This window comes from Streptomyces sp. NPDC025793, from assembly GCF_055558375.1.
Genome location: NZ_JBVHMR010000004.1, coordinates 304,636 through 330,615, shown reverse-complemented (window position 1 = coordinate 330,615; position 25,980 = coordinate 304,636). Strand labels below are relative to the sequence as shown.

The window sequence follows — 25,980 nt, the reverse complement described above, 5'->3', positions numbered from 1 at the left end:
GGAACACTCGCTCCGCGCAGATTCCGTCATTCGCACGACAGCACGACGACCACGCGACGGCATCACGTACGTCAGGACGAGAGGACCCGAACACCCATGGCCGAAGTCAACCGGCGCCGCTTCCTTCAACTCGCGGGCGCCACCACGGCGTTCACCGCGCTGTCCAGCAGCATCCAGCGCGCGGCCGCCCTGCCCGCCCACCACCGCACCGGGACCGTGCAGGACGTCGAGCACATCGTCGTCCTCATGCAGGAGAACCGGTCCTTCGACCACTACTTCGGTTCGCTCCGCGGTGTCCGTGGCTTCGGCGACCCGCGCTCGGTCGCACAGCACGGCACGTCGGTCTGGAAGCAGTCCGACGGCACGAAGGACATCCTGCCCTTCCACCCCGACGCCGACGACCTGGGCCTCGCCTTCATCCAGGACCTGCCGCACGGCTGGAACGACACGCACGCGGCCTTCAACGGCGGCAAGTACGACAAGTGGGTGCCGGCCAAGGGCACCACGACCATGGCGTACCTGACGCGCGAGGACATACCGTTCCACTACGCGCTCGCCGACGCCTTCACGCTCTGCGACGCCTACCACTGCTCGTTCATGGGCTCGACCGACCCGAACCGCTACTACATGTGGACGGGTTACGTCGGCAACGACGGCCAGGGCGGCGGCCCGGTCCTCGGCAACGACGAGAAGGGCTACGGCTGGACGACGTACCCCGAGCGCCTGGAGAAGGCCGGGGTCTCCTGGAAGATCTACCAGGACGTCGGCGACGGCCTCGACGCGAACGGCTCCTGGGGCTGGATCCAGGACGCCTACCGCGGCAACTACGGCGACAACTCGCTGCTCTACTTCAACCAGTACCGTGACGCCAAGCCCGGCGACCCGCTCTACGACAAGGCCCGCACCGGCACCGACGCGAAGAAGGGCGAGGGCTTCTTCGACCAGCTGAAGGCGGACGTCAAGGGCGGCAAGCTGCCGCAGGTCTCCTGGGTCGTCGCCCCCGAGGCCTTCACCGAGCACCCCAACTGGCCCGCCAACTACGGCGCCTGGTACGTCTCCCAGGTCCTGGACGCACTCACCTCCAACCCTGAAGTCTGGGGCAAGACCGCGCTGTTCATCACCTACGACGAGAACGACGGCTTCTTCGACCACGTCGTCCCGCCCTTCCCGCCGGCCTCCGCCGCGCAGGGCAAGTCGACCGTGGACGCCTCGCTCGACCTGTTCAAGGGCGACGCCGGGCACGTCGCGGGCGCGTACGGGCTCGGCCAGCGCGTGCCGATGCTCGTCGTCTCGCCGTGGAGCAAGGGCGGTTACGTCTGCTCCGAGACGTTCGACCACACCTCGATCATCCGCTTCATCGAGCGCCGCTTCGGGGTGCACGAGCCGAACGTCTCGCCCTGGCGGCGCGTCGTCACCGGCGACCTGACCAGCGCCTTCGACTTCTCCCGCAAGGACACCAAGCCGGTCGCGCTGCCGTCCACGGCCGGCTACCAGCCGCCGGACCACAACCGCCACCCGGACTACGTGCCGAAGCCCCCGGCCACCCCCTCGCTGCCGAAGCAGGAGCGCGGTCACCGGCCCACCCGCCCGCTGAAGTACGCGCCGGTGGTGGACGGTTCGTCGGACGCCGGGACCGGCAGGATCACGCTCACGTTCGCCTCGGGGGCGCACGCGGGCGCGGCCTTCCTCGTGACCTCCGGCAACCGCACCGACGGCCCCTGGACCTACACCACCGAGGCCGGCAAGACCCTCTCCGACGCCTGGAACTCGGTCTACTCCGGCGGCTCCCACGACCTCACGGTGCACGGCCCCAACGGCTTCCTGCGCGTCTTCAAGGGCAAGGGCAAGGCCGCCGGGCCGGAGGCGACCGCCCGGACCGCGGGCGACCACCTGGAGCTCACCTTCACCAACCAGGGCTCCGGCACGGCGCACTTGAAGGTGACGAGCGGCTACGGCGGCCACCCGGCCACGGTGTCCGTACGGCCCGGCGCGACCGTGCGGCACACGGTCGACCTCACGGCGAGCAGGCGCTGGTACGACGTGACCGTCACCTGCGAGGGCGACCCGGCCTTCCTGCGCGGCTTCGCCGGCCACGTCGAGAACGGCCGGCCCGGCGTCAGCGACCCGGCGCTCGCGACGGAGTGAACGACCGATGAACACCGCTCCGTGCGGGCTGGTCAGGTACCGGTCATATCAGGGTAGTGTGCCCCGGTGACCACGCAATCGAACACTCCTGCCGGCTGGTATCCGGATCCGCACGGAGCGCCCCAGACGCTCCGCTACTGGGACGGTACGCAGTGGACCCAGCACACCAACCCCGCCCAGGCGCCCGCGGGTCAGGTCCCGCAGCAGGGGGCCGACGCCAGGGTGCAGCGCCAGGTGCAGCAGCAGGCCGGGGTCCAGGCGGGCGGCCCCGGCGGCGGCACCGTGTTCACCGAGCCGGTCCTGGTCGTGAACCAGAAGGCCAAGCTGGTCGAGGTGACCAACGAGTACAAGGTCATGGACCAGAACGGCCGCGAGATCGGCGCGGTGACCGAGGTCGGTCAGGGCGTGCTCAAGAAGATCCTTCGCTTCGTCTCCAGCCTCGACCAGTTCATGACCCACAAGCTGGAGATCCGTGACGCCTACGGCCAGCCGCAGCTGCTGCTGACCCGGCCCGCGAAGTTCCTGAAGTCCCGGGTCGTGGTGTCGCGGCCGGACGGCTCGGTCGTCGGCGAGATCGTCCAGCAGAACGCGATCGGGAAGATCAACTTCGCGATGAACGCGGACGGCCGGCAGGTCGGCGCGATCAAGGCGGAGAACTGGCGGGCCTGGAACTTCGCGATCGTCGACCACGCGGACAACGAGGTCGCCCGGATCACCAAGACCTGGGAAGGCCTTGCCAAGACGCTGTTCACGACCGCGGACAACTACGTCCTCCAGATCCACTACCAGCTGCCCGAGCCGCTGCTGAGCCTCGTGGTGGCGACGGCCCTCACCGTCGACACCGCTCTCAAGCAGGACTCGCGGGGCTGGAACTGAGTCGGCCCCGACGGGGGAGAAGAGTCTCGACCACGACGACGGCGGCCGGTGCGCGCGGAGAACACGCGCACCGGCCGCCGTTTCGCCTGTTCAGAGCGCGGTGAGGTGTCCAGGCTGGTCCGGCTGCCGCGGCACCAGCGCCGGTTCCGCGGTCGCCGTGCCGGGCTCCAGCGCCAGCACCGCCGCCACCGGATGCCGGTCGTCGGCGGCATGCTCGGCGCCGACGCGCGGCTCCGGGGCGACCCGGGTGAGCAGGACCACGCCCCAGGCGGCGAGGACCGCTCCGGCGAGGGCCAGCAGGACCCCGAGGGGGCCGCCCTGGAGGCCCTGGCCGAGCAGGGCGAGACCGATCACCGCGGCCGCCACCGGGTTGGCGAGGGTGACCACGGCCAGCGGGGCGCCGAGACCGCCGCGGTAGGCGGTCTGGGAGAGCAGCAGCCCGCCGACGGCGAACGCGGCGACGAGCACGGCGACGACGATCACCTCGGTGCTCAGCAGCGGAGCGGTGCGGTCGGTGGCCGCCACGGTCACCGTCTGGGTGAGCGCGGAGGCGACACCGGAGGCGAAGCCGGACGCCGTCGCGTGCCGCAGGCCCGGGCGGGCGCCGGGCCGCGAGAGCAGGCCGATCGCCGTGGCCGTCGTACCGGCCACCGCCAGCGCCTCGGTCAGTGACAGCACCCGCTCGGGCGCCGGGCCGGAGGCGGTGACGAGCAGCACGGCGAGGCCGAGCAGCGTGAGCGCCGTACCGCGCCACTCCGCCGCGCTGACCCGCCGCCCGGCCGCCCGCGCCCCGAGCGGCACGGCCGCGACCAGGGTGAGCGCGCCCAGCGGCTGGACGATGGTGAGCGGGCCGTACTTGAGCGATACGACGTGCAGCAGCGCGGCGGCCGCGTTCAGGCCGACCGCCGACCACCAGGCCCCGGTGCCGAGCAGCCGCGGCAGCCCGGCGCCGGCGGTGCGGGCGGCGAGCCGTTCCTGGGCCACGGCGGCGAGGGCGTAGGCGACCGCCGAGACGAGCGAGAGCCCCACGGCGACCAGGGCGGCGGCGCTCATCGGCCCGCCCCCACCAGCGCGGGGGCCTCCGGGGCGAGCCGGTCCGCGCCGCGGCCGGCCGTGGTGGCCGTACGGTGCGGGGGATGGATCACGGCGAGGGCGGTGCCGAGCATGGCGCTCGCCACGATCGCGTCGAACCAGTAGTGGTTGGCCGTGCCCACGATCACCACCAGGGTGATCAGCGGGTGCAGCAGGAACAGCCAGCGCCAGTGCGACCGGGTGGCCACGATCAGGCCGACCGCCACCATCAGCGCCCAGCCGAAGTGCAGCGACGGCATCGCCGCGAACTGGTTGGACAGATGGTCGCTGGACGGCGGGCCGTACACGGACGGGCCGTAGATCCTCGCCGTGTCGATCAGACCGGTGCCGGCCAGCATCCGCGGCGGGGCCAGCGGGAACGTGAACGGGAGCACCAGGGCGGCGGTGGTGACCACCGCGAGGACCCGGCGGGCCCAGACGTAGTGGGCGGGCCGCCTGACGTAGAGCCAGACGAGGAAGGCCAGCGTCGCCGGGAAATGGACGGTGGCGTAGTAGGTGTTCGCGAGGCGGACCAGGGAGTCGCCGTGCAGCAGTGCGGACTGCACGGTGTTCTCGTGGGGGAGGTGCAGCGTGCGCTCCAGGTCCCACACGCGGTGGGCGTTGCGGAACGCGCCCGCGGTGTGGCCCGTGGCCAGCTGCCGGCCGAGCTTGTAGACGAGGAAGAGCCCTGCGACCAGCAGCAGCTCACGTATGAGCGCCGGGCGCGGGGTCGCGTCCGGCGGCTCCGGTTCTGCCTCTGGCGGCTCGGTTCGGGCAGTCATCCCCCGGCCCCTTCACTGACGGTGGTGCGTGGGTGGTGCGGATGGGCCCCGGTACGGAACCGGAACTCATCGATACGTTGTCGTACCGATACGCCAGTGTACCGATACGCTTCAGTACCGGTACACTGGCGTATCGATTGATGTGCGCCACACTGGAGACACGGATTCGACGCGAGTGAGACCGCGAGCGAGAGGAAGCACCGCATGACGTCGCAGGCAGCGGACGGACCGGACACGGTCGCCGCCTCGCGCCGCTCCAAGATCACGCCGGAGCGTGAGCGGGAGTTCTTCGACGCCGTACTGGAGCAGATCCGCACGTGCGGGTACGAGTCGGTCACCATGGAGGGCGTCGCCGCCAGCACCCGGTGCAGCAAGTCCACGCTCTACCGGCAGTGGAAGACCAAGCCCCAGTTCGTGGCGGCCGCGCTGCGCGCCAACCGCCGGGTGCGGTTCGCCGGCATCGACACCGGGTCCCTCGCCGAGGACCTGCGCCAGGCGGCACGGGCCGCGGGGGACTGGTCCGGCAAGGACACCAGCCTGCTCCAGGCGCTGGGGCACGCGTGGACGGCCGACAAGGAACTGGCCCAGGCGCTGCGCGAGGCGCTGGTGTACCCGGAGATCGCCGCGCTGCAGGAGATGCTCGCCCGGGGCGTGGCCCGGGGCGAGGTCCGGGCCGACCATCCGGCGCTGGAGTACATCCCGGCGATGATGTTCGGCGTGCTGCGGGTGCGGCCCGTGCTCAGCGGCCAGTACGCCGACGCCGACTATCTCGCCCGTTTCGTGGACGCCACCGTGCTGCCCGCGCTCGGGCTGACCTGAGACCCAGGCCGCCGTTCACGGGATGACTGAACGGCGACCTGCTCGCGCCGCACCGTGGGGACGGGGGCGGCGCGCACCCCCGGCCGGGTGGGGTTCCTCTTGAGCGGAGGGGCGCCCCACCCGGCCGATCCGCGTCCGTGTCCCCGGGGTTCCCGCGCTCCCGGCTCAGACGTCCTGGCCGCTGCCGCTGCCGGACGAGACCTTGATCCCCTTCAGGATCTCGTCGATGACGGACAGCTGCTGGCCGGCGTCCACACCGAAGCGGACCACCACGATCTGCTGCGCGGCGTTGGGCGAGGGGAAGGCGACCGACTCGACGTAGCCGTCGGAACCCTTGCTGGTGACCGCCTTCCAGCGCACCATGTAGCCCTTCTGCCCGGCCACCGTCACCGCCTGCGAGGCCAGCACCTGGTGCGAGCTGATGCTGCCGTAGGAGTCACCGCCGTAGGACTCCTTGGCGTTGGCCGCGATGTCCGCCTGGGCGACCGCCTCGGGCGTCGCGCCCTTGTTGCCCAGCGCCACCGCCGGAGCGGTGTAGGCGCCGCCCGCGGTGCAGGTCTGGGTGGAGTTGCCCGGGCACTTGTAAGAGGTGTCCGAGGTCACCTGTGCGCCGACGCTGATCGACTGCCCGGTCCAGCCCTTCGGCACCGGCAGGCTGATCCCGTTGACCGCGTCCGGCACCGTGCCGCCGCCCTGCACCTTGGGTGCGGCGGACTGCCCCGGCGACGGCGCGCCACCGCCGGAGCCCCCCGAGCCCCCCGACTCTCCCGAGCCGCCGGATCCGCCCGGACCGCCCGACCCGCCCGAACCGCCGCCGAACGGACCGCCCCGGCCGCCGTCCTGTCCGCCCGCGGCGCCCTGCTGCGAGCCGGCACGATCGTTGCCGTTGCCGTCGTTCCTGGTCAGGGTGTAGACGCCGACCCCGATGGACGCGAGCACCGCGGCCGCCACCGTCACGGCTATGCCGTTGCGCATCCGGCGACGGGACCCGGACGGCGGCTCGGCGGGGTATCCCGGATACCCCGCGTACCCCGGCTGCGCGGCCGTGTCCGGCGGCGCCAGCGTCGGGGGACCCCACGCGGCGGCCGTCCCGGCGGGGCGGGTCCGGTCCGTCCAGGCCTTGCCGTCCCACCAGCGCTCGGTGGGCGGACCGTCGTTCGTCTGCCCGGGGTCGGGGTACCACCCGGGGGGAGTCGCCTGCGTCATGACCCCACCGTAGGAGGCGACCGTGAAAGTGTGATGAGAGGATCTGGCGCGAACGGAACGGACCGGAATATTTCGCCTCCGATTTCTCCCGTCCTCTTGTTTCTCCTTTTCTCCGCCCCCGCCGGGCGGACGGCCCCCCGGCCGACCACGGCCGGCACCGGCATCCGGACGGCCCGGTTGACGCTCCGTCGGCTGCTGACCGGCGGTTCGTGCCGGATGCGCGTCGTCTGCCCGCACGCACTTTCACCCGGCGGGGCAACAGCTGCCCGGACCGCCCACCACGGGCCCTGCCGGACGGCTACGCTCGTGCTCTGTACGTCATTCGGGCGACCTGGGGAGGTAACGGGATGACGGAGGGACGGCCCCCGACGGCCGCCTCGGCTTCCCTGTGGGAGCGGGACGCGGAGATCATCACCGTCGCGGACGCACTCGACGTCCTGTGCGCCGACCGGTCCTCCGCGGGCAGCCTGCTGGTCTTCCGCGGCGAGGCGGGACTCGGCAAGACCGCGCTGCTCGCCGAGACCCGCCGGATCGCCGAGCGCCGGGGCTGCGACGTCTGGTCCGCGCGCGGCGCGGAGACCCTGAAGTCCGTCCCGTTCAACGTGGTACGGCAGCTCCTCCAGCCCGCCCTGCTCTCCTTACTGCCGGAAGAGGCCCGCGAGTACCTCGGCGACTGGTACGACATCGCCGGTCCCGCCCTCGGCATAGCCGAACCGCAGGAGGGCAGCGCCGACCCGCAGTACGTGTGCGACGGCCTCGTCGCCGCGGTCCGCCGGCTCGCCCGCCGCGAATGGCCCCTCGTGCTGCTGATCGACGACGCCCACTGGGCCGACCAGGAGACCCTGCGCTGGCTCGCCGCGTTCGCCGAGCGCCTGGACGACGTCTCCGTGCTCGTCGTGGTCGCCCGCCGGCCCGGCGAGGTCAGCGGGGACAGCGCCCGCCACCTCGACGACGTGGCCGCCGCCGCGGGCCGCTCCGTCAACAACCTCAGCGCCCTCACCCCGGACGCCACCGCCGGACTCACCCGCGCCACCCTCGGCCGGTACGCCGACGACGCGTTCTGCCGCGAGGTGTGGGCCGTGACCGCCGGCAACCCCTACGACACCGTCGAACTCCTCGCCAAGGTGCAGGACAGCGAAGTCCAGCCGGTCGAGTCCCGCGCCGGCGAACTGCGCGCCCTCAACCGCTCCGCCCGCGGCGGCGGACTCGTCGACCGCCTCAAGGGCCTCGGCCTGGAGGCCACCCGGTTCGCCTGGGCCGCCGCCATCCTCGGCACCTCCATCACCGTCGACATGGTCGCCCGCCTCGCCACCATGGACGACGGCATCGCCCGGCACTGCGCCGAACTCCTCTGCAGCGCCCGCATCCTCACCACGCCCGACCCGGCGGCCGGCGTCGAACGCGAGGAGGGCGAGCTGGAGTTCGTCCACCCGCTGATCGCCACCGCCGTCTACAACTCCATCCCGCCCGCCGTGTGCACCGCCATGCACGGCGTCGCCGCCCAGATCATCACCGAGCTGGGCCGGGGCGCCGCCGAGGCCGCCCGCCACCTGCTCAAGGTGCACCCGGACGACGACGAGGAACTCGTCGCCCAGCTGCGCGAGGCGGCCCGCGAACACCTCGCCGTCGGCGCGCCCGACGCCGCCCGCCGCTGTCTCGAACGGGCCCTCCAGGAACCGCCGCGCCCCGACGTCCACGCCCACGTCCTGTACGAACTGGGCTGCGCCACCCTGCTGACCGCACCCGCCGTCACCATCGACCACCTCCAGTACGCGCTCGGCATTCCGGGGCTCGACGGCGAGCGGCGCGTCGACGCCGTGGTCCGCCTGTCCCAGGCACAGCTCCACAACGACCAACTGGAGGAGGCCGTCCGCACGGTCGAGGCCGAGGCCGCCCGGCACGAACCGGGCCCCGCCCGGATGCGGCTCACGGCCGTGCAGTTCATGTGGGAGGGCATCCACGGCGAGACCGTCTCCCCGGCCCGCTCCCGGCGCCTGGCCGAACTCGCGAGCACCTGCACCGGCCGCGACAACGCCGAGCGCGCCCTGCTCATCCTGCGCGGCTTCGACGCCATGACGCACGGCGAGAGCGCCGAGGAGATCGTCGAGTTGTGCGACCGCGCCCTGGTCAACGGCCGACTCGCGCCCGGTCTCGGCTGGACCGACCAGGAGTGGGGCATCGAGCTGCTGATGATGCTCGGCAGCGCGTACGCCTACGCCGACCGGCTCGACCGCGCCGAGAGCCTGTTCGCCGAGGCCCTGCGCGCCTACACCAGCGCCGGCTGGCGCGGCGGCCATCTCTCGCTCGCCAACGCCTTCCTCGGCCTCGCCTACCGCAGACAGGGCCGCCTGCGCGACGCCGAGTCCACCCTGCGCGAGGCACTGGTCCTCGCCGAACGGGTGGGCCGCGGGCTGCCGTTGTACTGGTCGGCCACCTGCGGACTGGTCGACACCCTGCTGGCCCGCGGCCGGATCCAGGAGGCCTGGTCGATCGCCGACCAGTACGGCTTCGCGCCGCCGTACCCGTCCACGATCGTGCTGCCCGACATCCGTTCCGTGCGCGGTCGGCTGCTGCTCGCCGTCGGCCGTACCGAGGACGGCATCAACGAACTGGAGGCCGCGGAGAAGACGGCCGCCTCGCGCGGCGGCCACAACCCGGTGTTCGCGCCCTGGTCGATCGACCTCGCCAAGGCCCTCGCCGTGCAGGACCCGCCACGCGCCGCCCAGTTGGCGGCCGACGCCCGCCGACAGGCCGAACGGTTCGGCACCGACACCGCGATCGGCGAGGCCCTGCGCTGCGCCGCCACGCTGGCGACCGGCAACCGCGCGGTGCAGCTCGCCGCCCAGGCCGTCACCTACCTGGAGGCCTCACCCTGCCAGTACGAACACGCGGCGGCCCGCGTCGAGTACGGCATCGCCGCCCGCTCCCTCACGGAACTCAACCGGGGCCTGGACCTCGCCCGGTCCTGCGGGGCGGAGGGCCTGGTGGCCCAGGCGAGGGAGGTACTGGAGACCGGGCGGGGGCTGCGGTAGACGGTCGGCAGTATGCAGTATGCAGTCGCCGGTATGCGGTATGCGGTGCGCGACGTACTGCATACCGCATACGTCACACCGCATACGTCACACCGCATACCGTCGCCCTCACACGGTGAGCAGCTGCTCCGTCACCGTCCTCAGCCGCTCGCGCACCTGCGGGTCGTACGTCCCCTCGTGTGCCCGGGCCGGCCGGGTGCCGTCGAAGTAGCCGCCGCTGCCCGACTCCTCGGTGGCCAGCGCCAGGACGCCGGGGGCGCCGTCGGCGACCGTGTTCCACGGGGCGATCGCGCTCTCGCGGACCATGGCCGTGTCCATGAAGGTCGCGGGGTGCAGGACGTTCACCGACACCCCGCTGTCCGCCAGCTCCTCGGCCAGTGTGAACGTGTGTGCGGCGAGGGCGAACTTGCTGCGGCAGTAGGCGGAGAGCCCGCTGTAGCCGCGGGTGAGTTCCGGGTCGGCGAAGTCGAGCGGTTCTTGGCCGGCCGAGCCGACGTTGACGATGCGGGCCGGCGGGTCGGCGCGCAGGACCGGCAGGAGGGCGCGGGTGAGGACGACGGGCGCCAAGTAGTTCACGGCGAGCCGCAGTTCATGGCCGTCGGCGCTCAGCTCGCGGCCGGAACCGGGCGTGCCACCGCCCACCCCCGCGTTGTTGATCAGCACATCCAGCTCCGGGTGTGCCTCGGCGACCCGGGCGCCCAGCTCGGCCACCTCGGCGAGGCGGGCCAGGTCGGCGACGAACCCCTCGGCCGTACCCTCGGTGCGCAGCTCGGCGACCAGCTGCTCGGTGCGCGCCCGGTCGCGGCCGTGGGCGAGGACGGCATGCCCGGAGCGGACCAGCTCGAAGGCGACGTAGCGGCCGAGTCCGGACGTGGCGCCGGTGATCAGAACGGTTGACATGCCGCCACCCTAGGCACGCCCCCGCGCCGCGAGAGAGGTTCTGTCGAAGCTACGACCGGCAGGGTCACCCTCAGCCCGACTCGCCCTCCTCCTCGGCGAGTTCGTCGAGCACCCGCTGGGCCGTCGCGAAGGCCGAGTTGGCGGCCGGTACCCCGCAGTACACGGCGGTCTGGAGCAGCACCGCGCCGATCTCCTCGGGTGTCAGCCCGCCCCGCCGCGCCGCCCGGACGTGCATCGCCAGCTCGTCGTAGTGGCCGTGCGCGACCAGCGCGGTCAGGGTGATCATGCTGCGCTCGCGGCGGGACAGCGTCGGGTCGGTCCAGATCTCCCCCCAGGCGTAGCGGGAGATGAAGTCCTGGAAGCGGGCGGTGAACGGGGTCTGCCGGCCCTGCGCCCGGTCCACGTGCGCGTCCCCCAGCACCTGACGGCGCACGGCCATCCCGCTCGCCGGCGGTCCGTCGAGCTGGGTGCGCAGCGCCGTCGACACGGCCTGCGGGCACTGCGCGGGAGCGAGGTGCGAGGCCTCGGGCAGCTCGACCAGTGCCGCGCCGGGCACCGCGTCGGCGATCTCCCGCAGATGCGCGGGCGGCGTCGCGGGATCCTCCCGGCCCGCCACGAGCAGCGTAGGTACGGTGATCTCGCCGAGCCGGTCGCGCAGATCGAACGCGGCGAGCGCGTCGCAGCAGGCGGCGTACGCCTGCGGGTCGGCCTCCCGGTGGTCCCGCACCAGCCGCGGCACGGTGAACCCGGGCGTGAACCAGCGTGCGTCGGCGCTCTCCACCAGCCACTCCAGTCCCTCGCGCCGCACCCGCTCCGCCCGCTCCGACCAGGCCGCACCGCCGCCGAAGTGGGCGGAGGAGCACAGGACGGCGAGCGAGGTCAGCCGGTCGGGGTGGTGCACGGCCAGGTGCAGGCCGACGGCGCCGCCCAGGGAGACTCCCGCGTACGCGAACCGGTCGACGCCCAGCGCGTCGGCGAGGTCCAGCACCAGCACCGCGAGGTCGCCGACGCTCGCGCCGGGGCCGATCAGGTCCGCCGCCGAGCCCCCGTGTCCGGGCAGGTCCCAGCGCACCACCCGGTGCGTGAGGGACAGTTCGGGAGCGACGGCGTCCCACAGGGCGTACGAGGTGCCCAGCGACGGCCCGAGCAGCAGCGCGGGGGCGGAAGCGGAGCCCTCCGTACGGTGGTTGAGGAGATGTGCGGTCAACGTCGCTCCAGGGCACGGTCGGTGAGGACACCGGCGAAGCCGGTGTAGTGCGTGGGGTCGGCCAGGTCGGCCACGTCGATGTCTTTCAACTCCGGTTCCTCGGTGAGGAGTTCGGTCAGTGGCCGGTGCTCGGTGTGGGTGCGGCGGGCGAGTGTGGTGAGCAGTTCCTTCGCGCGGACGCGGCCGAGGCGGGGAGCCAGTACGGCGGACAGTCGCTCGGAGACGATCAGGCCGTGGGTGAGGTCCAGGTTCCGGCGCATGGCGGCGGTGTCCACACGCAGGCCCTCGATGAGTTCGGCCGCGTCCCGGGCCGCGCCGCCGGTCAGTCGGAGCAGGTCGCGCAGCGGCTCCCATTCGGCGTGCCAGGCCCCGGCGGGCCGCTCGTCCCCGGCGGCGAGCGAGCCGTACAGGGTGGCCGCGAGCTGCGGGGCGCGGCGGGCGGCGGCCGCGAGGAGGGTGGCGCGCACGGGGTTGGCCTTGTGCGGCATGGCGGACGAACCGCCGCCGCTGCCCTCGGCGACCTCGCCGATCTCCGTCCGCGACAGCGTCAGCACGTCCTCGGCCAGCTTGCCCAGGGCGCCGACGGCGAAGGCCGTCGCACCGGCCAGGTCGGCGACGGGCGTGCGCAGTGTGTGCCAGGGCAACAGCGGTGCGGCAAGGTCCAGTTCGCGGGCGTACGCCTCGGTCAGCGCGGTCGCGTCCGGGGCGCCGTACGCCTCGAAGGCCGCCGACGTCCCGGCGGCGCCGCCGAGTTGGGCGGGCAGTGTCTGCCGTACTCGTGTGATGCGGTCGCGGGCGTCCAGGACCAGCGAGCGCCAGCCGGCGGCCTTCAGGCCGAAGGTCGTGGGCACGGCGTGCTGGGTGAGGGTGCGCCCCGGCATGGGGGTGTCCCGGTGGGCGGCGGCGAGCCGCGCGAGCGCGCGTTCGGTGCGGGCGAGGTCGTCGAGGACGAGGTCCAGGGTGCGCGCGGCGACCAGCATGGCGGCCGTGTCCAGGATGTCCTGGCTGGTGGCGCCCCGGTGGACGTACGGGCCGTACGGCTCGCCCACCGTGGCGGTCAGGTCGGCCACCAGCGGGATCACCGGATTGCCGCCGGCCCGGGCGCGCCGGGCGAGGGAGCGGACGTCGAAGCGGGCGGGGTCGGCCGCGCCGGTCACCGCGTCGGCGGCCGCGGCGGGCGCGAGGCCGAGGGCGGCCTGCGCGCGGGTGAGGGCCGCCTCGGCGTCGAGGAGGGCGCGCAGGAACGCGGTGTCGCTCGTGGCGTCCGCCGCCGCGGAACCGGCCCACCCGGGGCCGAGCAGGCCGGTGTCGCCGTCGTGGGGCTCGACTGCCGCCGGTTCAGCTGTCACTGGTACTCCAGGAAGACCGTCTCGCCTTCGCCCTGAAGACGGATGTCGAAACGGTAGAGGCCCGCGCCCTCGTCCCCGGCGACCAGCGTGCCGCGCCGGTCGCCCACCCGGGTGAGCAGCGGGTCGGAGGCGAGGGCGGGCTCGTCGCCGGGCAGGTAGATCCGGGTGAACAGGTGGTGGAGGAGGCCGCGCGCGAAGACGCACACGCTGAGGTACGGCGCGTTGCCGCCGCGGGCACCGGGCCGGAGCGTACGGGCGTACCAGTGGCCGTCGGCGTCCGTCTGGATCCGGCCCCAGCCGGTGAACTCCACGCCGTTGCGGCCGAGATGTGCGCCGGTGGCCGGGTCGCGCCGCAGGGAGCCGTCGACCCGCGCGATCGTGCCGTCGGGCCGCGGACCCCACACCTCGACGAGGGCGTCCGGCAGCGGCTCGCCCGCGCCGTCGAGGACGTACCCGTGGACGGTGACGCTGTCCGGGTGGCCGAGCGGCGCGATGTCCTCGCCGCCGCGGAAGGGCAGCGCGTAGCCGTAGAAGGGGCCGACCGTGTGGGACGGCGTGGGCGGCATCTGCTCCGGGCCGGTCGTGTCGATCTTCGTCATGGCGGTCAGCGTCCTTCTTCTGTCCAGGTGGCGGCCGGGCCGTCCAGCACGATGTCCCAGTGGTAGCCGAGCGAGAACTCCGGCACCGACAGGCCGTGGTCGTAGGTGGCGACCAGCCGCTGGCGGGCCGCGTCGTCCGTCACCGACTGGAGGATCGGGTCGTAGGGGAAGAGCGGGTCGTTCGGGAAGTACATCTGGGTGACCAGCCGCTGCGTGAACGCCGTGCCGAACACCGAGAAGTGGATGTGGGCCGGGCGCCAGGCGTTCACGTGGTTGCGCCAGGGGTACGGGCCCGGCTGGACGGTGGTGAAGTGGTAGCGGCCCTCGGCGTCGGTGAGGGTGCGGCCGACGCCGGTGAAGTTCGGGTCGAGCGGCGCGTCGTGCTGTTCGCGCTGATGGGCGTACCGCCCGGCCGAGTTGGCCTGCCAGATTTCGATCAGCTGCCCGCGCGCCGGGCGGCCGTTACGGTCCAGCAGCCGCCCGGAGACGGTGATCCGCTCCCCGACCGGCTCCCCGGTGTGCTGCCGGGTGAGGTCGTTGTCGATCCCGGTGATGTCGCGCTCGCCGAAGGCGGGGGAGTGCAGCTCCACCAGCTCCGGGTCCGTGCCGGTGTCGATGGCGACCAGGGGCTGCCGGGGGTGCCGGAGGACGGAGGAGCGGTACGGGGCGTAGTCCCGGCGCGGGTGGTGTTCGACGGGAGCGCCGTCGGCGACACGCTTCTCGTAGGCGGCGCGCTCGGCGGCGATTTCGAGGTCTATGTCCTGCTGGGTGAGAGCCATGGGGATACCTGATGCTTCCTTGGCGTAGGGGGCGCCGGAGGTGCTGTGGGGCCACTCGGCGAGACAGCCGGGCACCTGGGCGGCGAAGGCCTCTTTCGGTTCGAGGGTTGACGGATCGTCAAATATTCTTCCCGCCTTGGCGAGTGCGCGGTCGACGGCCGTCACCGGGGCGAGGTCGAAGTAGTGCGGGTCGCTCGCGCCGACGCCTGGTCGCCGGGATCCGGGCGAGCGGTTCGCGGCCGGTGGCCTTCAGGCCTTCCTCGTCGGGCCGGCGCCGCGAGGGAGGTGTCGGGGCGTATGCACGCGTCGGCGCTGACGGCGACCGGGTCGCCCGTGCCCCGCGGCACGGGACGGGCGCCGACTCGGCGTCGAACAGGCTCTGTTCCCGGGCCGTGGCCGCCTTGCGGTGGGAGGCGAGGGCGTACGCGTCCTGCTGCTCGCGCGAGATCGTGTGCTTGCCGGCGATCGGTTCGGCGCTCTCGCCGAGCGGGACGGTCCACTGGGGGTCCGTCCTCGGGTTGACCATGCGCCGGCCGAGCGTCGTGCAGTACAGCTCCGCGTGTCCGGCGGGGAAGCCGGTTGACGGTCACGCCCGGTACGGAGGTCGGCAGACCCGCGAGCAGGGCGGTCATCCGGGCCACGTTGCGATTCTCGTCGCCGGCGCGGTTGGCGTCGCCGAGGTCGACGTACTCGATCCGGGCCGGGGCCCGCTGCGGGGTGCGGACGGCGTCGACGATGTACACGGTGGTGGGCGTGTTGACCGAGTTCACGGCAGGTTCTCCGCGATGGTCAGTTCAGCGTCGGTCCGGGCGACCACCTCGTCCACGGTGATGCCGGGCCCGGTCTCCACGAGGACGAGTCCGTGCTCGGTGACGTCGAGTACCGCCAGATCCGTGATGACCCGGTTCACACACGCCTTCCCCGTGAGCGGCAGCGTGCACTCCTTGAGGATCTTCGGCGAGCCGTCCTTCGCGGTGTGCGTCATCACCACGATCACCTGCCGGGCACCGTGCACCAGGTCCATCGCGCCGCCGATCCCGGTGACCAGCTTGCCCGGCACGGCCCAGTTGGCCAGGTCGCCGCCGGCGGACACCTGCATCGCGCCGAGCACGGCCACGTCGATGTGCCCGCCGCGGATCATCGCGAAGGACAGCGCCGAGTCGAAGAAGGACGCCCCCGGCAAGACCGTCACCGTCTCCTTGCCCGCGTTGATCAGATCCGGGTCCACCTGGTCGTCCGTCGGGTACGGCCCGGTGCCGAGGATTCCGTTCTCCGACTCCAGCACCACCTTGACCCCCGGCGGCAGATGGTTCGGGATCAGCGTCGGCAGGCCGATGCCGAGGTTGACGTACTGTCCGTCGCGCAGCTCCCGTGCGGCGCGCGCGGCCATCTCCTCGCGTGTCCAGGCCATCAGCTGCTCACCGTCCGCCGCTCGATCCTCTTGTCCACCGCCTGCTCGGGGGTCAGCGCCACCACCCGCTGGACGAACACGCCCGGCACATGCACCGCGTCCGGGTCGATCCCGCCGGGCTCGACCAGTTCCTCGACCTCGGCGATCGTGACCTTGCCGGCCATGGCGGCAAGGGGGTTGAAGTTCCGGGACGACTTGTTGAACACGAGGTTCCCGTGCCGGTCGCCCTTCGCGGCCCGCACCAGCGCGAAGTCGGTACGGATGGCACGCTCCAGCACGTACGCGGTGCCGTCGAACTCCCGCACCTCCTTCGGCGGGGAGGCCAGTGCGACGCCGCCGTCGCCGTCGTAGCGCCAGGGCAGGCCGCCCTCGGCGACCTGGGTGCCGACCCCGGCCGGGGTGTAGAAGGCGGGGATCCCGGCGCCGCCCGCGCGCAGCCGCTCCGCGAGCGTGCCCTGCGGGATCAGCTCCAGTTCCAGTTCGCCGCCCAGGTACTGCCGGGCGAACTCCTTGTTGCCGCCGATGTACGAGCCGGTCACCCGGGCGATCCGGCCCGCGGTCAGCAGCACCGCCAGCCCGGTCTCCATCGCCCCGCAGTTGTTCGACACCACGCTCAGCGCGCCGACCCCGCGCTCGTGGAGCGCCTGGATCAGCACGTTCGGCACGCCGCTCAGCCCGAATCCGCCGACCGCGAGGGACGCGCCGTCCGGCACATCGGCCACGGCCTCCCCGGCCGTGGCGACCACCTTGTCCATCCGTGAAGCCCCATCTCGTCAATTAATCAGGGTACTGACTATTTCAGCGAGGTGCTCCTCACGCTGCCACCGGAGGAGAAGGCCGTCAAGACCTCGCATCACCTGTATGTATGCGCTCCGTCCGGAAGACGGATCGGCTCGTCGCCGGATATCGTTCAGTACACCGACTAATTGACCAGGGAGAGCGCGCATGGCCGCGGTGGATCTCACCACCCATCCCGGGCATCTGGCCCGGCGACTCCAGCAGGCCCACTATCTGCTGTGGAACACGATGGTCTCCGAGGAGATCACCTCGCCGCAGTTCGCGGTCATGAACGCGCTCGTCGCCGAGCCCGGACTCGACCAGCGGACCGTGGGGGAGCGGGTCGGGCTGGACCGCTCGACCATCGCCGAGGTCATCAGCCGGCTCACCCGCCGGAGACTGCTCACCAAAGTGCGCGACCCGCAGGACGGCCGGCGATTCCTGCTCGGCCTCACCGACGACGGGCTGCGCACCCACCGCAAGCTCACCGTGCGCACCGCCCGGATGAACCAGGTCTTCCTCGCGCCCCTGTCGCCCGAGGAGCAGATCGTGTTCTTCGATCTGCTCCGCAGGGTGGCGGACGCGGCGGAGGACCTCCGCCATCCGGCCGAGCCGGTGGCGGCGCAGGGCTGAACGCGCCTGCACCGGCGGTCACGGAGGTGTACGGCGGCTCACGGCGGCTGACAGCACCTCACGGCGCGGCGGCGAACACCACCCACACCTGTCCGGCGGCGAACGACAGCGGCCCGCCGTCCGCCGCCGTGAACGTCGTACCGCCCGTCGCGGCCGGCCGCGACCAGGAGGCGCGGAAGGACCGTCCGTCGCGCAGCACCTCCGCCTCCCCCGAGCCGACCGTCTCCGTGTACGGCGTGTGGTTGCCGAGCTTGTCGTGGTAGCGCGAGGTGCGGATCCTGACGTACTGCACGACGACCGTGGCCGGCGCCACCGGTGTGCCGGCGGTCGTCACCGTCGTCCTGCCGTCCATCGCGACCAGCCAGCGGCCGCGCGCGGCGGACCAGGTGAAGGTGAAGCGGGCGGCCGGGTAGCGGACGGTGCGCGAGGCGGCGGGGACGCCGCCGGCCGCGGGAGCCGGGCCGTACCGGAAACCCGTCCCCAGGGCCACCGTGCCCGGAGCGGCCGCCAGCAGCCTGTGCGGACGGAGGTAGAGGTTGTGTGGCGCGCGCCTGCCGGGGCCCCGGTAGTAGGCGCCGGGAGCGCGGTCGGGCGACTGCGCCCGCAGCGGAGCGCGGCCGATCAGCGGCAGCAGCTTGTGCTGGGCGCCGGAGAAGGCGAGCGTCGGCCGGCCGAACTGGCGCAGCAGTTCGAGATCGGACTCACGGGCGCTGCGCACCGGTCCGACGGCCCTCGGCAGTCGGCTCGCGTACACCGCCATCAGGCGGCTCAGTCCGCCCTCCACCTGCTCCGCGTACACCACGTCCGCCTCGTCCAGCCCGGTCTGCGGGCGGGCCTCGGGCGCGTTGTCGATCTTCACGGCGAGCGGTGTGCCGGCCGGCGCGACCGAGGACACCGGTCCTCGGGACAGTGCGGCGGGTGGTGCGGGTACCGCCGATGTGTGCTGGGGTGCGCGGTCGTCGTCCCGGCCGCGGTGGGCGCAGCCCGCAGTGAGGGAGGACGTCAGGGCGACGGCCAGCCCGGCCGCCACCAGTACCGCGCGCCGCGAGCGCGCTCCGCATCTCAGGCCCACCGTTGCCCTCCCGTCCACATGGTCCGATCGTGTGCTCATCAGGTTGACGGGGGAGTGACCCGATCACGTGCGGGCGTGCCCGGTCGGTGGGCCGATCGGGCGCAGGGTGTGACCCGGGTGGGGGTGGCGCCCCGGCGCGGCGCCGGCCCGGGTTCGCCGTGCGGCTCCGCCGCGGACCGAGAGGGACCATGGGGGACCGCGAGGAACCGCGAGGGTGCCCCGTAGGTGCCGGACGACACTGGCGCGGCGCCCCGGAAGGCGCCCCGCCGTCCGCCCCGGCGTCAGCCCAGGATCTGCGCCAGGTCGTACCGCACCGGCTCCTCCAACTGCGCGTAGGTGCAGCTCTGCGGGGTGCGGTCCGGGCGCCAGCGGCGGAAGCGGGCCGTGTGCCGGAATCGCTGCCCGTTCTCCATGTGGTCGTAGGCCACCTCGGCGACCCGCTCCGGCCGCAGCGGCACCCAGGACAGGTCCTTCTTGCCGGACCAGCGGCTGGGTGCCCCCGGTAGCCGGGCCGTCTCGTGCGCGGACTCGTCCGACCAGGCCGCCCACGGGTGCCCGGTCGCGTCGTCCATGCGCAACGGCGCCAGTTCCTCGATCAGTTCGGCCCGTTTCCGCATGGCGAAGGCGGCCGAGACGCCCACGTGCTGGAGCCGGCCGTGCTCGTCGTACAGCCCGAGCAGCAGCGAGCCGACCACCGGCCCGCTCTTGTGGAAGCGGTACCCGGCCACGACGACGTCGGCCGTCCGCTCGTGCTTGATCTTGAACATGGCCCGTTCGTCCGGGAGATAGCGCAGCGTGAGCGGCTTGGCGACGACCCCGTCCAGACCGGCGCCCTCGTACTCCTCGAACCACCGCTCGGCCACCCGGAGGTCCGTCGTCGCGGGCGCCAGGTGCACCGGCGGGGTCGACGCCGCGAGCGCCCGGTCCAGCAGGGCACGGCGGTCGGTCAGCGGCACGTCGAGCAGCGACTCGCTGTCCAGCGCGAGCAGGTCGAAGGCGACGAAGGAGGCCGGGGTCCTCTCGGCCAGCATCCGCACCCGGGAGTCCGCCGGGTGGATCCGCTCGGTCAGCGCGTCGAAGTCCAGCCGGCCGTTCCGCGCGATCACGATCTCCCCGTCGAGCACGCACCGCTTCGGCACCCGCTCCCGCAACGCCGCCACCAGCTCGGGAAAGTACCTGGTCAACGGCTTTCCGGTACGGCTGCCCAGCTCGATGTCGGACCCGTCACGGAACACGATGGCCCGGAACCCGTCCCACTTCGCTTCGTAGTGCATGCCCGGCGGGATCGTCGCCACCGACTTGGCGAGCATGGGCTTCACGGGCGGCATCACCGGCAGATCCATGCGTCCGATTCTGCTCGCATACGACATCGATCGCCCGCTGTCGCCTACCTCCTTATCTCATATCCCGGTATGCGAGGTGTACGGGGTGCGCCTACCGTGGCCGCATGGGTGATGCGGTGGAACTGGAGGTGGCCGGCCGGACCGTACGGCTGTCCAGCCCGGGCAAGGTGTTCTTCCCCGAGCGCGGTTTCACCAAGCTGGACGTCGCGCGGTACTACGCCTCCGTCGGCCCCGGCATCCTGCGCGCCCTGCGCGACCGGCCCACCACCCTCCAGCGCTACCCGGACGGCGTCGACGGCGAGTGGTTCTACCAGAAGCGGGCGCCCAAGGGCATGCCCGACTGGATCCCGACCGCCCACATCACCTTCCCCAGCGGCCGCAGCGCCGACGAGATGTGCCCCACCGAGGAGGCCGCCGTGGTGTGGGCCGCCCAGTACGGCACGCTCACCTTCCACCCCTGGCCGGTGCGCCGCACCCATGTCGACCACCCCGACGAACTGCGCATCGACCTCGACCCGCAGCCCGGCACCGACTTCGGCGACGCCGTCCGCGCCGCCCACGAACTCAGGGCCGTCCTGAAGGAGTTCGGTGGCCTGCGCGGCTGGCCCAAGACCTCCGGCGGCCGCGGCCTGCACGTCTTCGTCCCGATCGAACCGCGCTGGACCTTCACCCAGGTGCGCCGTGCCGCCATCGCGGTCGGCCGGGAGATGGAGCGCCGGATGCCGGACCAGGTGACGATCAAGTGGTGGAAGGAGGAACGGGGCCGCCGTATCTTCCTGGACTACAACCAGACGGCCCGCGACCGCACCATCGCCTCCGCCTACTCGGTACGGCCCCGCCCGAACGCCCCGGTCTCGGCACCGCTGCGCTGGGCGGAGGTCGACGCGGTCCACCCGCGCGACTTCGACCTCGCCACCATGCCGGCCCGCTTCGCCGAACTCGGTGACGTACACGCCGACATGGACGAACATGCCTACTCCCTGGACGCCCTCCTGGAACTGGCCCGCCGCGACGAACACGACCACGGCCTGGGCGACCTGCCGTACCCGCCGGAATACCCGAAGATGCCGGGCGAACCGAAACGGGTCCAGCCGAGCCGGGCCCGGCGGGAGGGGACGTCGTGAGGGGAGTTCCGCCACTGATCACAGCATGCACCACGCCACTGACAACGGCCCCCGGCCGAGCGATCATGGCGGGATGACCCGTGTCCTGACCCGGAGCGACCTGCAGACCGTGCTGGAGCCGGAGGCCTGTCTCGCGGCCCTGCGCGACGGCTTCCGCGAGGCCGGCACCGTGGCCGTACCCGGCCGACGGGTCCGCAGCGACCTGCCGTTCCCCGGCACCGCCACCGCGCTCGTCCCCGGCCTGCTGCCCGGCGTCGACGCGTACACGGTGAAGGTGAACGCCAAGTTCCCCGGGGCCCGGCCCGCTCTGCGCGGGGTGGTCTGCCTGCACAGCGGCGCGGACGGGGAGTTGCTCGCGCTGCTGGACTCGGCGACCGTCACGGCCTGGCGGACCGGGCTGGCCGCCGCCCTCGGCACCGCGCTGCTGGCCCCGGCCGGCTACGACGTCCTCGGTGTGATCGGAGCGGGCGCCCAGGCCGAGTTGACGCTGCGTGGCCTGACGGGCGGGCGGCGGCCCCGGCGACTCGTCGTCCACGACACGGACGCCGAGCATGCCGCCGCGTTCGCCGCCCGGCACGGCGGCCGGGTGCTGGCCTCCGCCGGTGCGGTGGCCGAGGCGGCCGACGTCGTCCTGCTCGCGACCTGGTCCCGGACACCGCTGCTCGCCCTCGCGGGCACCCGTCCCGGGCAGCACTTCACCAGTCTCGGCACCGACGAGCCCGGCAAGCGGGAGCTCGCCCCCGATCTGCTCGACGCCGCGCTGCTCGTCGTGGACGACGGCGAACTCGCCGCGACCATGGGTGTGTTGACCGACCCCGGGCTCGCCCGGAGCACCGCCGACACCACCCTCACCGACGTCCTGCGCGCCGCCCACCCCGGGCGCACCTCGGCCGGGCAGCGCACGGTGTACGCCCCGGTCGGGCTGCCCTGGCAGGATCTCGCCCTCTCCTGGCTCGCCTGGAGGGAGGCGGAACGCCGGGGCGTGGGATCCACGATCGACCTGCTGGACTGAGCCCTCGGCCCGGAAGGGGCGAGGCCGGGTCGCCGGGGCGCCGGTGCGGTCGGGGCGTGGCGCCGGTGCCGGCCGATCCGACCTGGCCGGGGCGTCGTCACGGCACCGGCGGCGGTGTCGTCTCGCGGTTATCCTGGCCGGCAGCAGCCGATGAGGAGTCCCGAAGTGACCGAGGCAGTGTCGCGCCCCACGCTGGAGGCCGTGGCCGCGCTGGCCGGTGTGTCCCGGGCCACCGTGTCGCGGGTGGTCAACGGCGGCGACGGGGTGCGCGAGCCGCTGGCCGAGCGGGTCCGGCAGGCCGTGGCGGAGCTGGGCTACGTCCCCAACCGGGCGGCCCGCAGTCTCGTCACCCGACGGCACGACGCCGTCGCGGTCGTCATCGCGGAGCCCGAGACCCGGGTCTTCGCCGACCCCTTCTTCGCCCTCCAACTGCGCGGCATCAGCAAGGAACTGACCGCCCACGACAATCAACTGGTGCTGCTGCTCACCGAAGGCCGTGCCGACCACGCGCGCGTGGCCCGCTATCTCGCCGGCGGTCACGTCGACGGCGCGCTCGTCTTCTCGCTGCACCTCGACGACGCGCTGCCCGGTCTCATCCACGACGCCGGTGTGCCCACCGTGTTCGGCGGGCGGCCCGACTGGGGCGACGCCCCCCGGGCAGGGCGGAACACGGGCGTCGTCTACGTCGACTGCGACAACCGGGGCGGAGCCCGCGCCGCCGTACGCCATCTCGTGGACCTCGGCCGCCGGCGCATCGCGCACCTCACCGGCGCCCTGGACCAGACCTCGGCCGTGGACCGGCTCGACGGATACCGGGAGGTCATGGCCGGCGTACCGGGCGGGGCCGATGGCCGGCTGGTCGTGGAGAGCGACTTCACCCCGGCCGGCGGGGAACGCGCGATGCGTGAACTGCTCGACCGGTGCCCGGACGTGGACGCCGTGTTCGCCGCCAACGACCTCACCGCGCTCGGCGCCCTGCGGGTGCTGCGCGCGAGCGGCCGGCGTGTGCCCGAGGACGTGGCCGTGATCGGCTTCGACGACATGCTGCCCGTCACCGAGCAGGCCGAGCCGCCGCTGACCACGGTCCGTCAGGACATCGAGGAAATGGGCCGCCTGATGGCCCGTCTGCTGCTGGACGGCCTGCCCGGCGGCCGCGACCGCGCCGCGGAGCGGTCGGACACGTCGCCCGACGGCGGCGTGGTCCTCCCGACGACCCTGATCCGCCGCGCCTCCGCATAGCCACGGGCGGGCAGGGGCACGGGCGGGCACGGCCGCGGGCGGGGGAGGACGGCCTCGGTGTCGTCCGGGGCTCAGCTCGGCCGCGATGCGCTCCGGATCACCGCGAAGCGGGCGCCGTACGGGTCGGTGAGCCGGGCCATGCGGCCGACGCCTTCCAGAGTCGTCGCCGGCGTGCGTATCGCCCCGCCGAGCTGCTCTGCCCTGCCGGCCGTGGCGTCCGCGTCCTCGACCTCGAAGTACGGCAGCCAGTACGCCCCGCCCTCCGCCGCGCCGGTGTCGGCCGGCGCCGTGATCCCGCCGAACATCGCGTCCTCGTCGGCACCGGCCGGGTTGAGGCACGTGTACGTCCCGCCCGCGAGTGACACCGAGGAGGTCTCCAGGCCGAGCACCCGGTGGTAGAAGGCGGCGCCCGCCGCGACGTCCGGGGTGTACAGCTCGACCCAGCACAGCGACCCCGGCTCGCTCGCCACCTCGAAGCCCTTGGTCCGTCCGGGCTGCCAGATCCCGAACGGCACGCCCGCCTTGTCGGCCAGGATCGCCAGGTGTCCCTGGCCCATGACGTCCATGGGCGGGGCCAGCACACGGCCGTGCGCCTGCTCGGCCGCTGCGGCGGTGGCCTCGGCGTCCCCGCTCCGGAAGTACACCGTCCAGGCGGGCGGGCCCTGTCGCGGGTCGTTCGGCCCGAGGCCCGCCACGGTCCGGCCGGCCAGCTGGAAGAAGCCGTAGCCGCCGGAGTCAGGTCCCGCCGACCGGTACTCCCAGCCGAAGAGGCCGCCGTAGAAGGAGCGGGCGCCGTCGATGTCGGGGCTGCTGACATCGGTCCAGTTCGGAGCGCCGTCGGCGAAACGGGTGGTGAGCATCTTCGCCCTCCTCGGAAGGGTCCCGTCCTGTGCACTGCCGAGTCTGGCACCCGCCACTGACACTCGCCGCCGGAGCACCGCCGTGCGCCCGGGAGGCTCCATGGTCACCCTGGGTGACCGGTTGCGTTCCCAGGGCATTGCGACACGCTCCGCGCGCCGCCGTGCATGTGCCTGGACCGGGGGCGCATGATCGGGGCGGCCGGAGGCCTTGACGGCCCCGTTGAGCGGGCGTTGATCGAACGTTTTTCGCCGCCCGGCACGATCCTGGCCATGCACTTCGACACGATCACCCCGGCCGACGAGACGTGGCAGGCGCAGGCCCTGTGCGCCCAGACCGGGCCGGACTTCTTCTTCCCCGAGCCCGGCAGTTCGGTGCGCGAGGCGAAGCGCATCTGCGCCATGTGCGAGCTGCGCCCGGCCTGTCTGGACTACGCCCTGGCCCACGACGAGCGCTTCGGCGTCTGGGGCGGGCTCTCCGAGAAGGAGCGCCTCGCCCTGCGCCGCACCTCCGGCTGAGACCGGGCAGGCCGCCGGGCCTCGTCGCCGGCGGCCGTTGCGTCCGGCGGCCGTTCCCGTACGGCGGCCGTCAGCCCGCTGCGCGCGCCGCCATCCGGACCTTGCGCGCGGCCAGCTTCTCGTCGAACTTGGTGGCCTCGGCGTTCAGGCCGCCCATGAACAGGCCCAGTTCCTCCTGCGCCTGGCGGCCCTCGGGGCCGAGGCCGTCGATCTCCATGACCTTCAGGAAGCGCAGCACCGGCTGGAGCACGTCGTCGTGGTGGATGCGCATGTTGTAGACCTCGCCGATGGCCATCTGCGCGGCGGCCCGCTCGAAGCCGGGGATGCCGTGGCCGGGCATGCGGAAGTTGACCACGACGTCGCGGACCGCCTGCATGGTCAGGTCGGGCGCCAGCTCGAAGGCCGACTTCAGCAGGTTGCGGTAGAAGACCATGTGCAGGTTCTCGTCGGTCGCGATGCGGGCCAGCATGCGGTCGCAGACCGGGTCGCCGGACTGGTGGCCGGTGTTGCGGTGCGAGATCCGGGTGGCCAGCTCCTGGAAGGCGACGTAGGCGATCGAGTGCAGCATCGAGTGCCCGTTGTCGGACGCGAAGCCCTCGCTCATGTGCGCCATGCGGAACTGCTCCAGCTTGTCCGGGTCCACCGCGCGCGAGGCGAGCAGATAGTCGCGCATCACGATGCCGTGCCGGCCCTCCTCGGCCGTCCAGCGGTGCACCCAGGTGCCCCAGGCACCGTCGCGGCCGAAGAGCGTGGCGATCTCGTGGTGGTAGCTCGGCAGGTTGTCCTCGGTGAGCAGGTTGACCACGAGGGCGGTCCGCCCGATCTCGGTCACCTTGGACTGCTCCTTGTCCCAGGCCTCGCCGTCCTCGAACAGGCCCGGGAAGTTACGGCCGTCGCTCCAGGGCACGTACTCGTGCGGCATCCAGTCCTTGGCGACCTTCAGATGCCGGTTCAGTTCCTGTTCGACCACTTCCTCCAGCGCGTACAGCAGCCGCGCGTCGGTCCAGGCGGACGGGCTGCCGAGGTGAGGGGAGGTGATCGTCACGGGAACTCCAGGGGGACGCCGAGCGCGAGCGGGTACGGGGGACGGTCCGGCGAGCGGGGCCGGAAAACCTACGAGATCGTAGGCTACGAAGCCGTAGGTTACGAAGCCGTAGGTTAAGTTCGCTGTAAAGATCGCTGATCAGCACCCGTGGCACGGGTATGCGACACGTCGCGGACAGGCCGC

23 protein-coding genes and 1 pseudogene are annotated in these 25,980 nt (G+C 72.9%); 9 read left to right on the top strand and 15 right to left on the bottom strand.

Annotation, left to right across the window (positions count from 1 at the left end; translation table 11 throughout):
- Positions 1-96 precede the first annotated feature (96 nt).
- Positions 97-2,145, top strand: coding sequence for a phosphocholine-specific phospholipase C (locus tag ACZ4MF_RS11700; protein ID WP_467491840.1), 2,049 nt, complete (start codon positions 97-99; stop codon positions 2,143-2,145).
- Between the two features lie 66 nt (positions 2,146-2,211).
- On the top strand, positions 2,212-3,021 hold the full coding sequence (locus ACZ4MF_RS11695; RefSeq protein WP_467491839.1) for an LURP-one-related family protein: 810 nt from the start codon (positions 2,212-2,214) through the stop codon (positions 3,019-3,021).
- A 90-nt stretch (positions 3,022-3,111) separates the two neighbouring features.
- Here ACZ4MF_RS11695 and ACZ4MF_RS11690 read toward each other — a convergent pair whose 3' ends face one another.
- Both ACZ4MF_RS11690 and ACZ4MF_RS11685 read right to left on the bottom strand, forming a co-directional pair.
- Positions 3,112-4,074 carry a hypothetical protein gene (locus ACZ4MF_RS11690; protein ID WP_467491838.1) on the bottom strand — a complete coding sequence of 321 codons (963 nt, stop codon included), beginning with the start codon at positions 4,072-4,074 and terminating at the stop codon, positions 3,112-3,114.
- A complete protein-coding gene (locus ACZ4MF_RS11685; protein ID WP_467491837.1) occupies positions 4,071-4,874 on the bottom strand; it encodes a phosphatase PAP2 family protein in 804 nt (267 codons plus the stop codon). The genes ACZ4MF_RS11690 and ACZ4MF_RS11685 overlap by 4 nt, the downstream gene beginning before the upstream one ends.
- 204 nt (positions 4,875-5,078) lie before the next feature.
- On the opposite strand from ACZ4MF_RS11685, the gene ACZ4MF_RS11680 reads away from it, so the two are divergent.
- Positions 5,079-5,693, top strand: coding sequence for a TetR/AcrR family transcriptional regulator (locus ACZ4MF_RS11680; RefSeq protein WP_467491836.1), 615 nt, complete (start codon positions 5,079-5,081; stop codon positions 5,691-5,693).
- Between the two features lie 165 nt (positions 5,694-5,858).
- On the opposite strand, the gene ACZ4MF_RS11675 is transcribed toward ACZ4MF_RS11680, so the two are convergent.
- Positions 5,859-6,899: a DUF2510 domain-containing protein gene (locus ACZ4MF_RS11675; protein WP_467491835.1), complete on the bottom strand. Its 1,041-nt coding sequence runs from the start codon at positions 6,897-6,899 to the stop codon at positions 5,859-5,861.
- Positions 6,900-7,246: 347 nt separating this feature from the next.
- Here ACZ4MF_RS11675 and ACZ4MF_RS11670 point away from each other — a divergent pair, with 347 nt between their 5' ends.
- Positions 7,247-9,931 (top strand): ATP-binding protein, encoded by a 2,685-nt coding sequence (locus ACZ4MF_RS11670; RefSeq protein WP_467491834.1) that lies wholly within the window; start codon positions 7,247-7,249, stop codon positions 9,929-9,931.
- 108 nt (positions 9,932-10,039) lie between these two features.
- Here ACZ4MF_RS11670 and ACZ4MF_RS11665 read toward each other — a convergent pair whose 3' ends face one another.
- The 8 genes and pseudogenes from ACZ4MF_RS11665 to ACZ4MF_RS11630 all read right to left on the bottom strand — a co-directional run bounded on the left by ACZ4MF_RS11665 (position 10,040) and on the right by ACZ4MF_RS11630 (position 16,931).
- Positions 10,040-10,831, bottom strand: a complete 792-nt coding sequence (locus ACZ4MF_RS11665) for an SDR family NAD(P)-dependent oxidoreductase (RefSeq protein ID WP_467491833.1) — start codon at positions 10,829-10,831, stop codon at positions 10,040-10,042.
- A gap of 70 nt (positions 10,832-10,901) precedes the next feature.
- A complete protein-coding gene (pcaDC, locus tag ACZ4MF_RS11660) occupies positions 10,902-12,038 on the bottom strand; it encodes a bifunctional 3-oxoadipate enol-lactonase/4-carboxymuconolactone decarboxylase PcaDC (RefSeq protein ID WP_467491832.1) in 1,137 nt (378 codons plus the stop codon).
- Positions 12,035-13,387, bottom strand: coding sequence for a 3-carboxy-cis,cis-muconate cycloisomerase (pcaB, locus tag ACZ4MF_RS11655; RefSeq protein WP_467491831.1), 1,353 nt, complete (start codon positions 13,385-13,387; stop codon positions 12,035-12,037). Before pcaB ends, pcaDC begins: the two co-directional genes overlap by 4 nt.
- On the bottom strand, positions 13,384-13,986 hold the full coding sequence (pcaG, locus tag ACZ4MF_RS11650; protein WP_467491830.1) for a protocatechuate 3,4-dioxygenase subunit alpha: 603 nt from the start codon (positions 13,984-13,986) through the stop codon (positions 13,384-13,386). Before pcaG ends, pcaB begins: the two co-directional genes overlap by 4 nt.
- A 5-nt stretch (positions 13,987-13,991) precedes the next feature.
- Entirely contained in the window at positions 13,992-14,765 is a 774-nt protein-coding gene (gene pcaH, locus ACZ4MF_RS11645) for a protocatechuate 3,4-dioxygenase subunit beta (protein ID WP_467491965.1), read from the bottom strand.
- A 48-nt stretch (positions 14,766-14,813) separates the two neighbouring features.
- Positions 14,814-15,535, bottom strand: a pseudogene (locus ACZ4MF_RS11640) (thiolase family protein); the annotation flags it as partial.
- Entirely contained in the window at positions 15,532-16,176 is a 645-nt protein-coding gene (locus ACZ4MF_RS11635) for a CoA transferase subunit B (protein WP_467491829.1), read from the bottom strand. The pseudogene ACZ4MF_RS11640 and the gene ACZ4MF_RS11635, both read right to left, overlap by 4 nt.
- Positions 16,176-16,931, bottom strand: a complete 756-nt coding sequence (locus ACZ4MF_RS11630; protein WP_467491828.1) for a CoA transferase subunit A — start codon at positions 16,929-16,931, stop codon at positions 16,176-16,178. Before ACZ4MF_RS11630 ends, ACZ4MF_RS11635 begins: the two co-directional genes overlap by 1 nt.
- Positions 16,932-17,121: 190 nt before the next feature.
- Between ACZ4MF_RS11630 and ACZ4MF_RS11625 the strand changes: the two genes are divergently transcribed.
- Positions 17,122-17,586, top strand: coding sequence for a MarR family winged helix-turn-helix transcriptional regulator (locus ACZ4MF_RS11625; RefSeq protein ID WP_467491827.1), 465 nt, complete (start codon positions 17,122-17,124; stop codon positions 17,584-17,586).
- 58 nt (positions 17,587-17,644) lie between these two features.
- Here the strand turns inward: ACZ4MF_RS11625 and ACZ4MF_RS11620 are convergent, their stop codons facing one another.
- Both ACZ4MF_RS11620 and ACZ4MF_RS11615 read right to left on the bottom strand, forming a co-directional pair.
- Positions 17,645-18,697 (bottom strand): DUF3048 domain-containing protein, encoded by a 1,053-nt coding sequence (locus ACZ4MF_RS11620; protein WP_467491826.1) that lies wholly within the window; start codon positions 18,695-18,697, stop codon positions 17,645-17,647.
- A 242-nt stretch (positions 18,698-18,939) separates the two neighbouring features.
- On the bottom strand, positions 18,940-20,001 hold the full coding sequence (locus ACZ4MF_RS11615) for an ATP-dependent DNA ligase (RefSeq protein WP_467491825.1): 1,062 nt from the start codon (positions 19,999-20,001) through the stop codon (positions 18,940-18,942).
- Between the two features lie 104 nt (positions 20,002-20,105).
- Between ACZ4MF_RS11615 and ligD the strand changes: the two genes are divergently transcribed.
- The 3 genes from ligD (at position 20,106) to ACZ4MF_RS11600 (ending at position 23,376) form a co-directional block, all read left to right on the top strand.
- Positions 20,106-21,125, top strand: a complete 1,020-nt coding sequence (gene ligD / locus ACZ4MF_RS11610) for a non-homologous end-joining DNA ligase (RefSeq protein WP_467491824.1) — start codon at positions 20,106-20,108, stop codon at positions 21,123-21,125.
- Between the two features lie 73 nt (positions 21,126-21,198).
- On the top strand, positions 21,199-22,137 hold the full coding sequence (locus ACZ4MF_RS11605) for an ornithine cyclodeaminase family protein (RefSeq protein ID WP_467491823.1): 939 nt from the start codon (positions 21,199-21,201) through the stop codon (positions 22,135-22,137).
- 165 nt (positions 22,138-22,302) lie between these two features.
- Positions 22,303-23,376, top strand: coding sequence for a LacI family DNA-binding transcriptional regulator (locus tag ACZ4MF_RS11600; protein WP_467491822.1), 1,074 nt, complete (start codon positions 22,303-22,305; stop codon positions 23,374-23,376).
- A 71-nt stretch (positions 23,377-23,447) separates the two neighbouring features.
- Here the strand turns inward: ACZ4MF_RS11600 and ACZ4MF_RS11595 are convergent, their stop codons facing one another.
- Complete coding sequence (locus tag ACZ4MF_RS11595) at positions 23,448-24,236, bottom strand: VOC family protein (RefSeq protein ID WP_467491821.1); 789 nt, start codon at positions 24,234-24,236, stop codon at positions 23,448-23,450.
- 270 nt (positions 24,237-24,506) lie between these two features.
- Here ACZ4MF_RS11595 and ACZ4MF_RS11590 point away from each other — a divergent pair, with 270 nt between their 5' ends.
- The gene (locus tag ACZ4MF_RS11590; protein WP_356028270.1) at positions 24,507-24,752 is read left to right on the top strand and encodes a WhiB family transcriptional regulator; all 246 of its coding nucleotides are present in this window, start codon (positions 24,507-24,509) and stop codon (positions 24,750-24,752) included.
- 70 nt (positions 24,753-24,822) lie between these two features.
- Here ACZ4MF_RS11590 and ACZ4MF_RS11585 read toward each other — a convergent pair whose 3' ends face one another.
- The gene (locus ACZ4MF_RS11585) at positions 24,823-25,797 is read right to left on the bottom strand and encodes an acyl-ACP desaturase (protein WP_467491820.1); all 975 of its coding nucleotides are present in this window, start codon (positions 25,795-25,797) and stop codon (positions 24,823-24,825) included.
- Between the last annotated feature and the right edge of the window lie 183 nt (positions 25,798-25,980).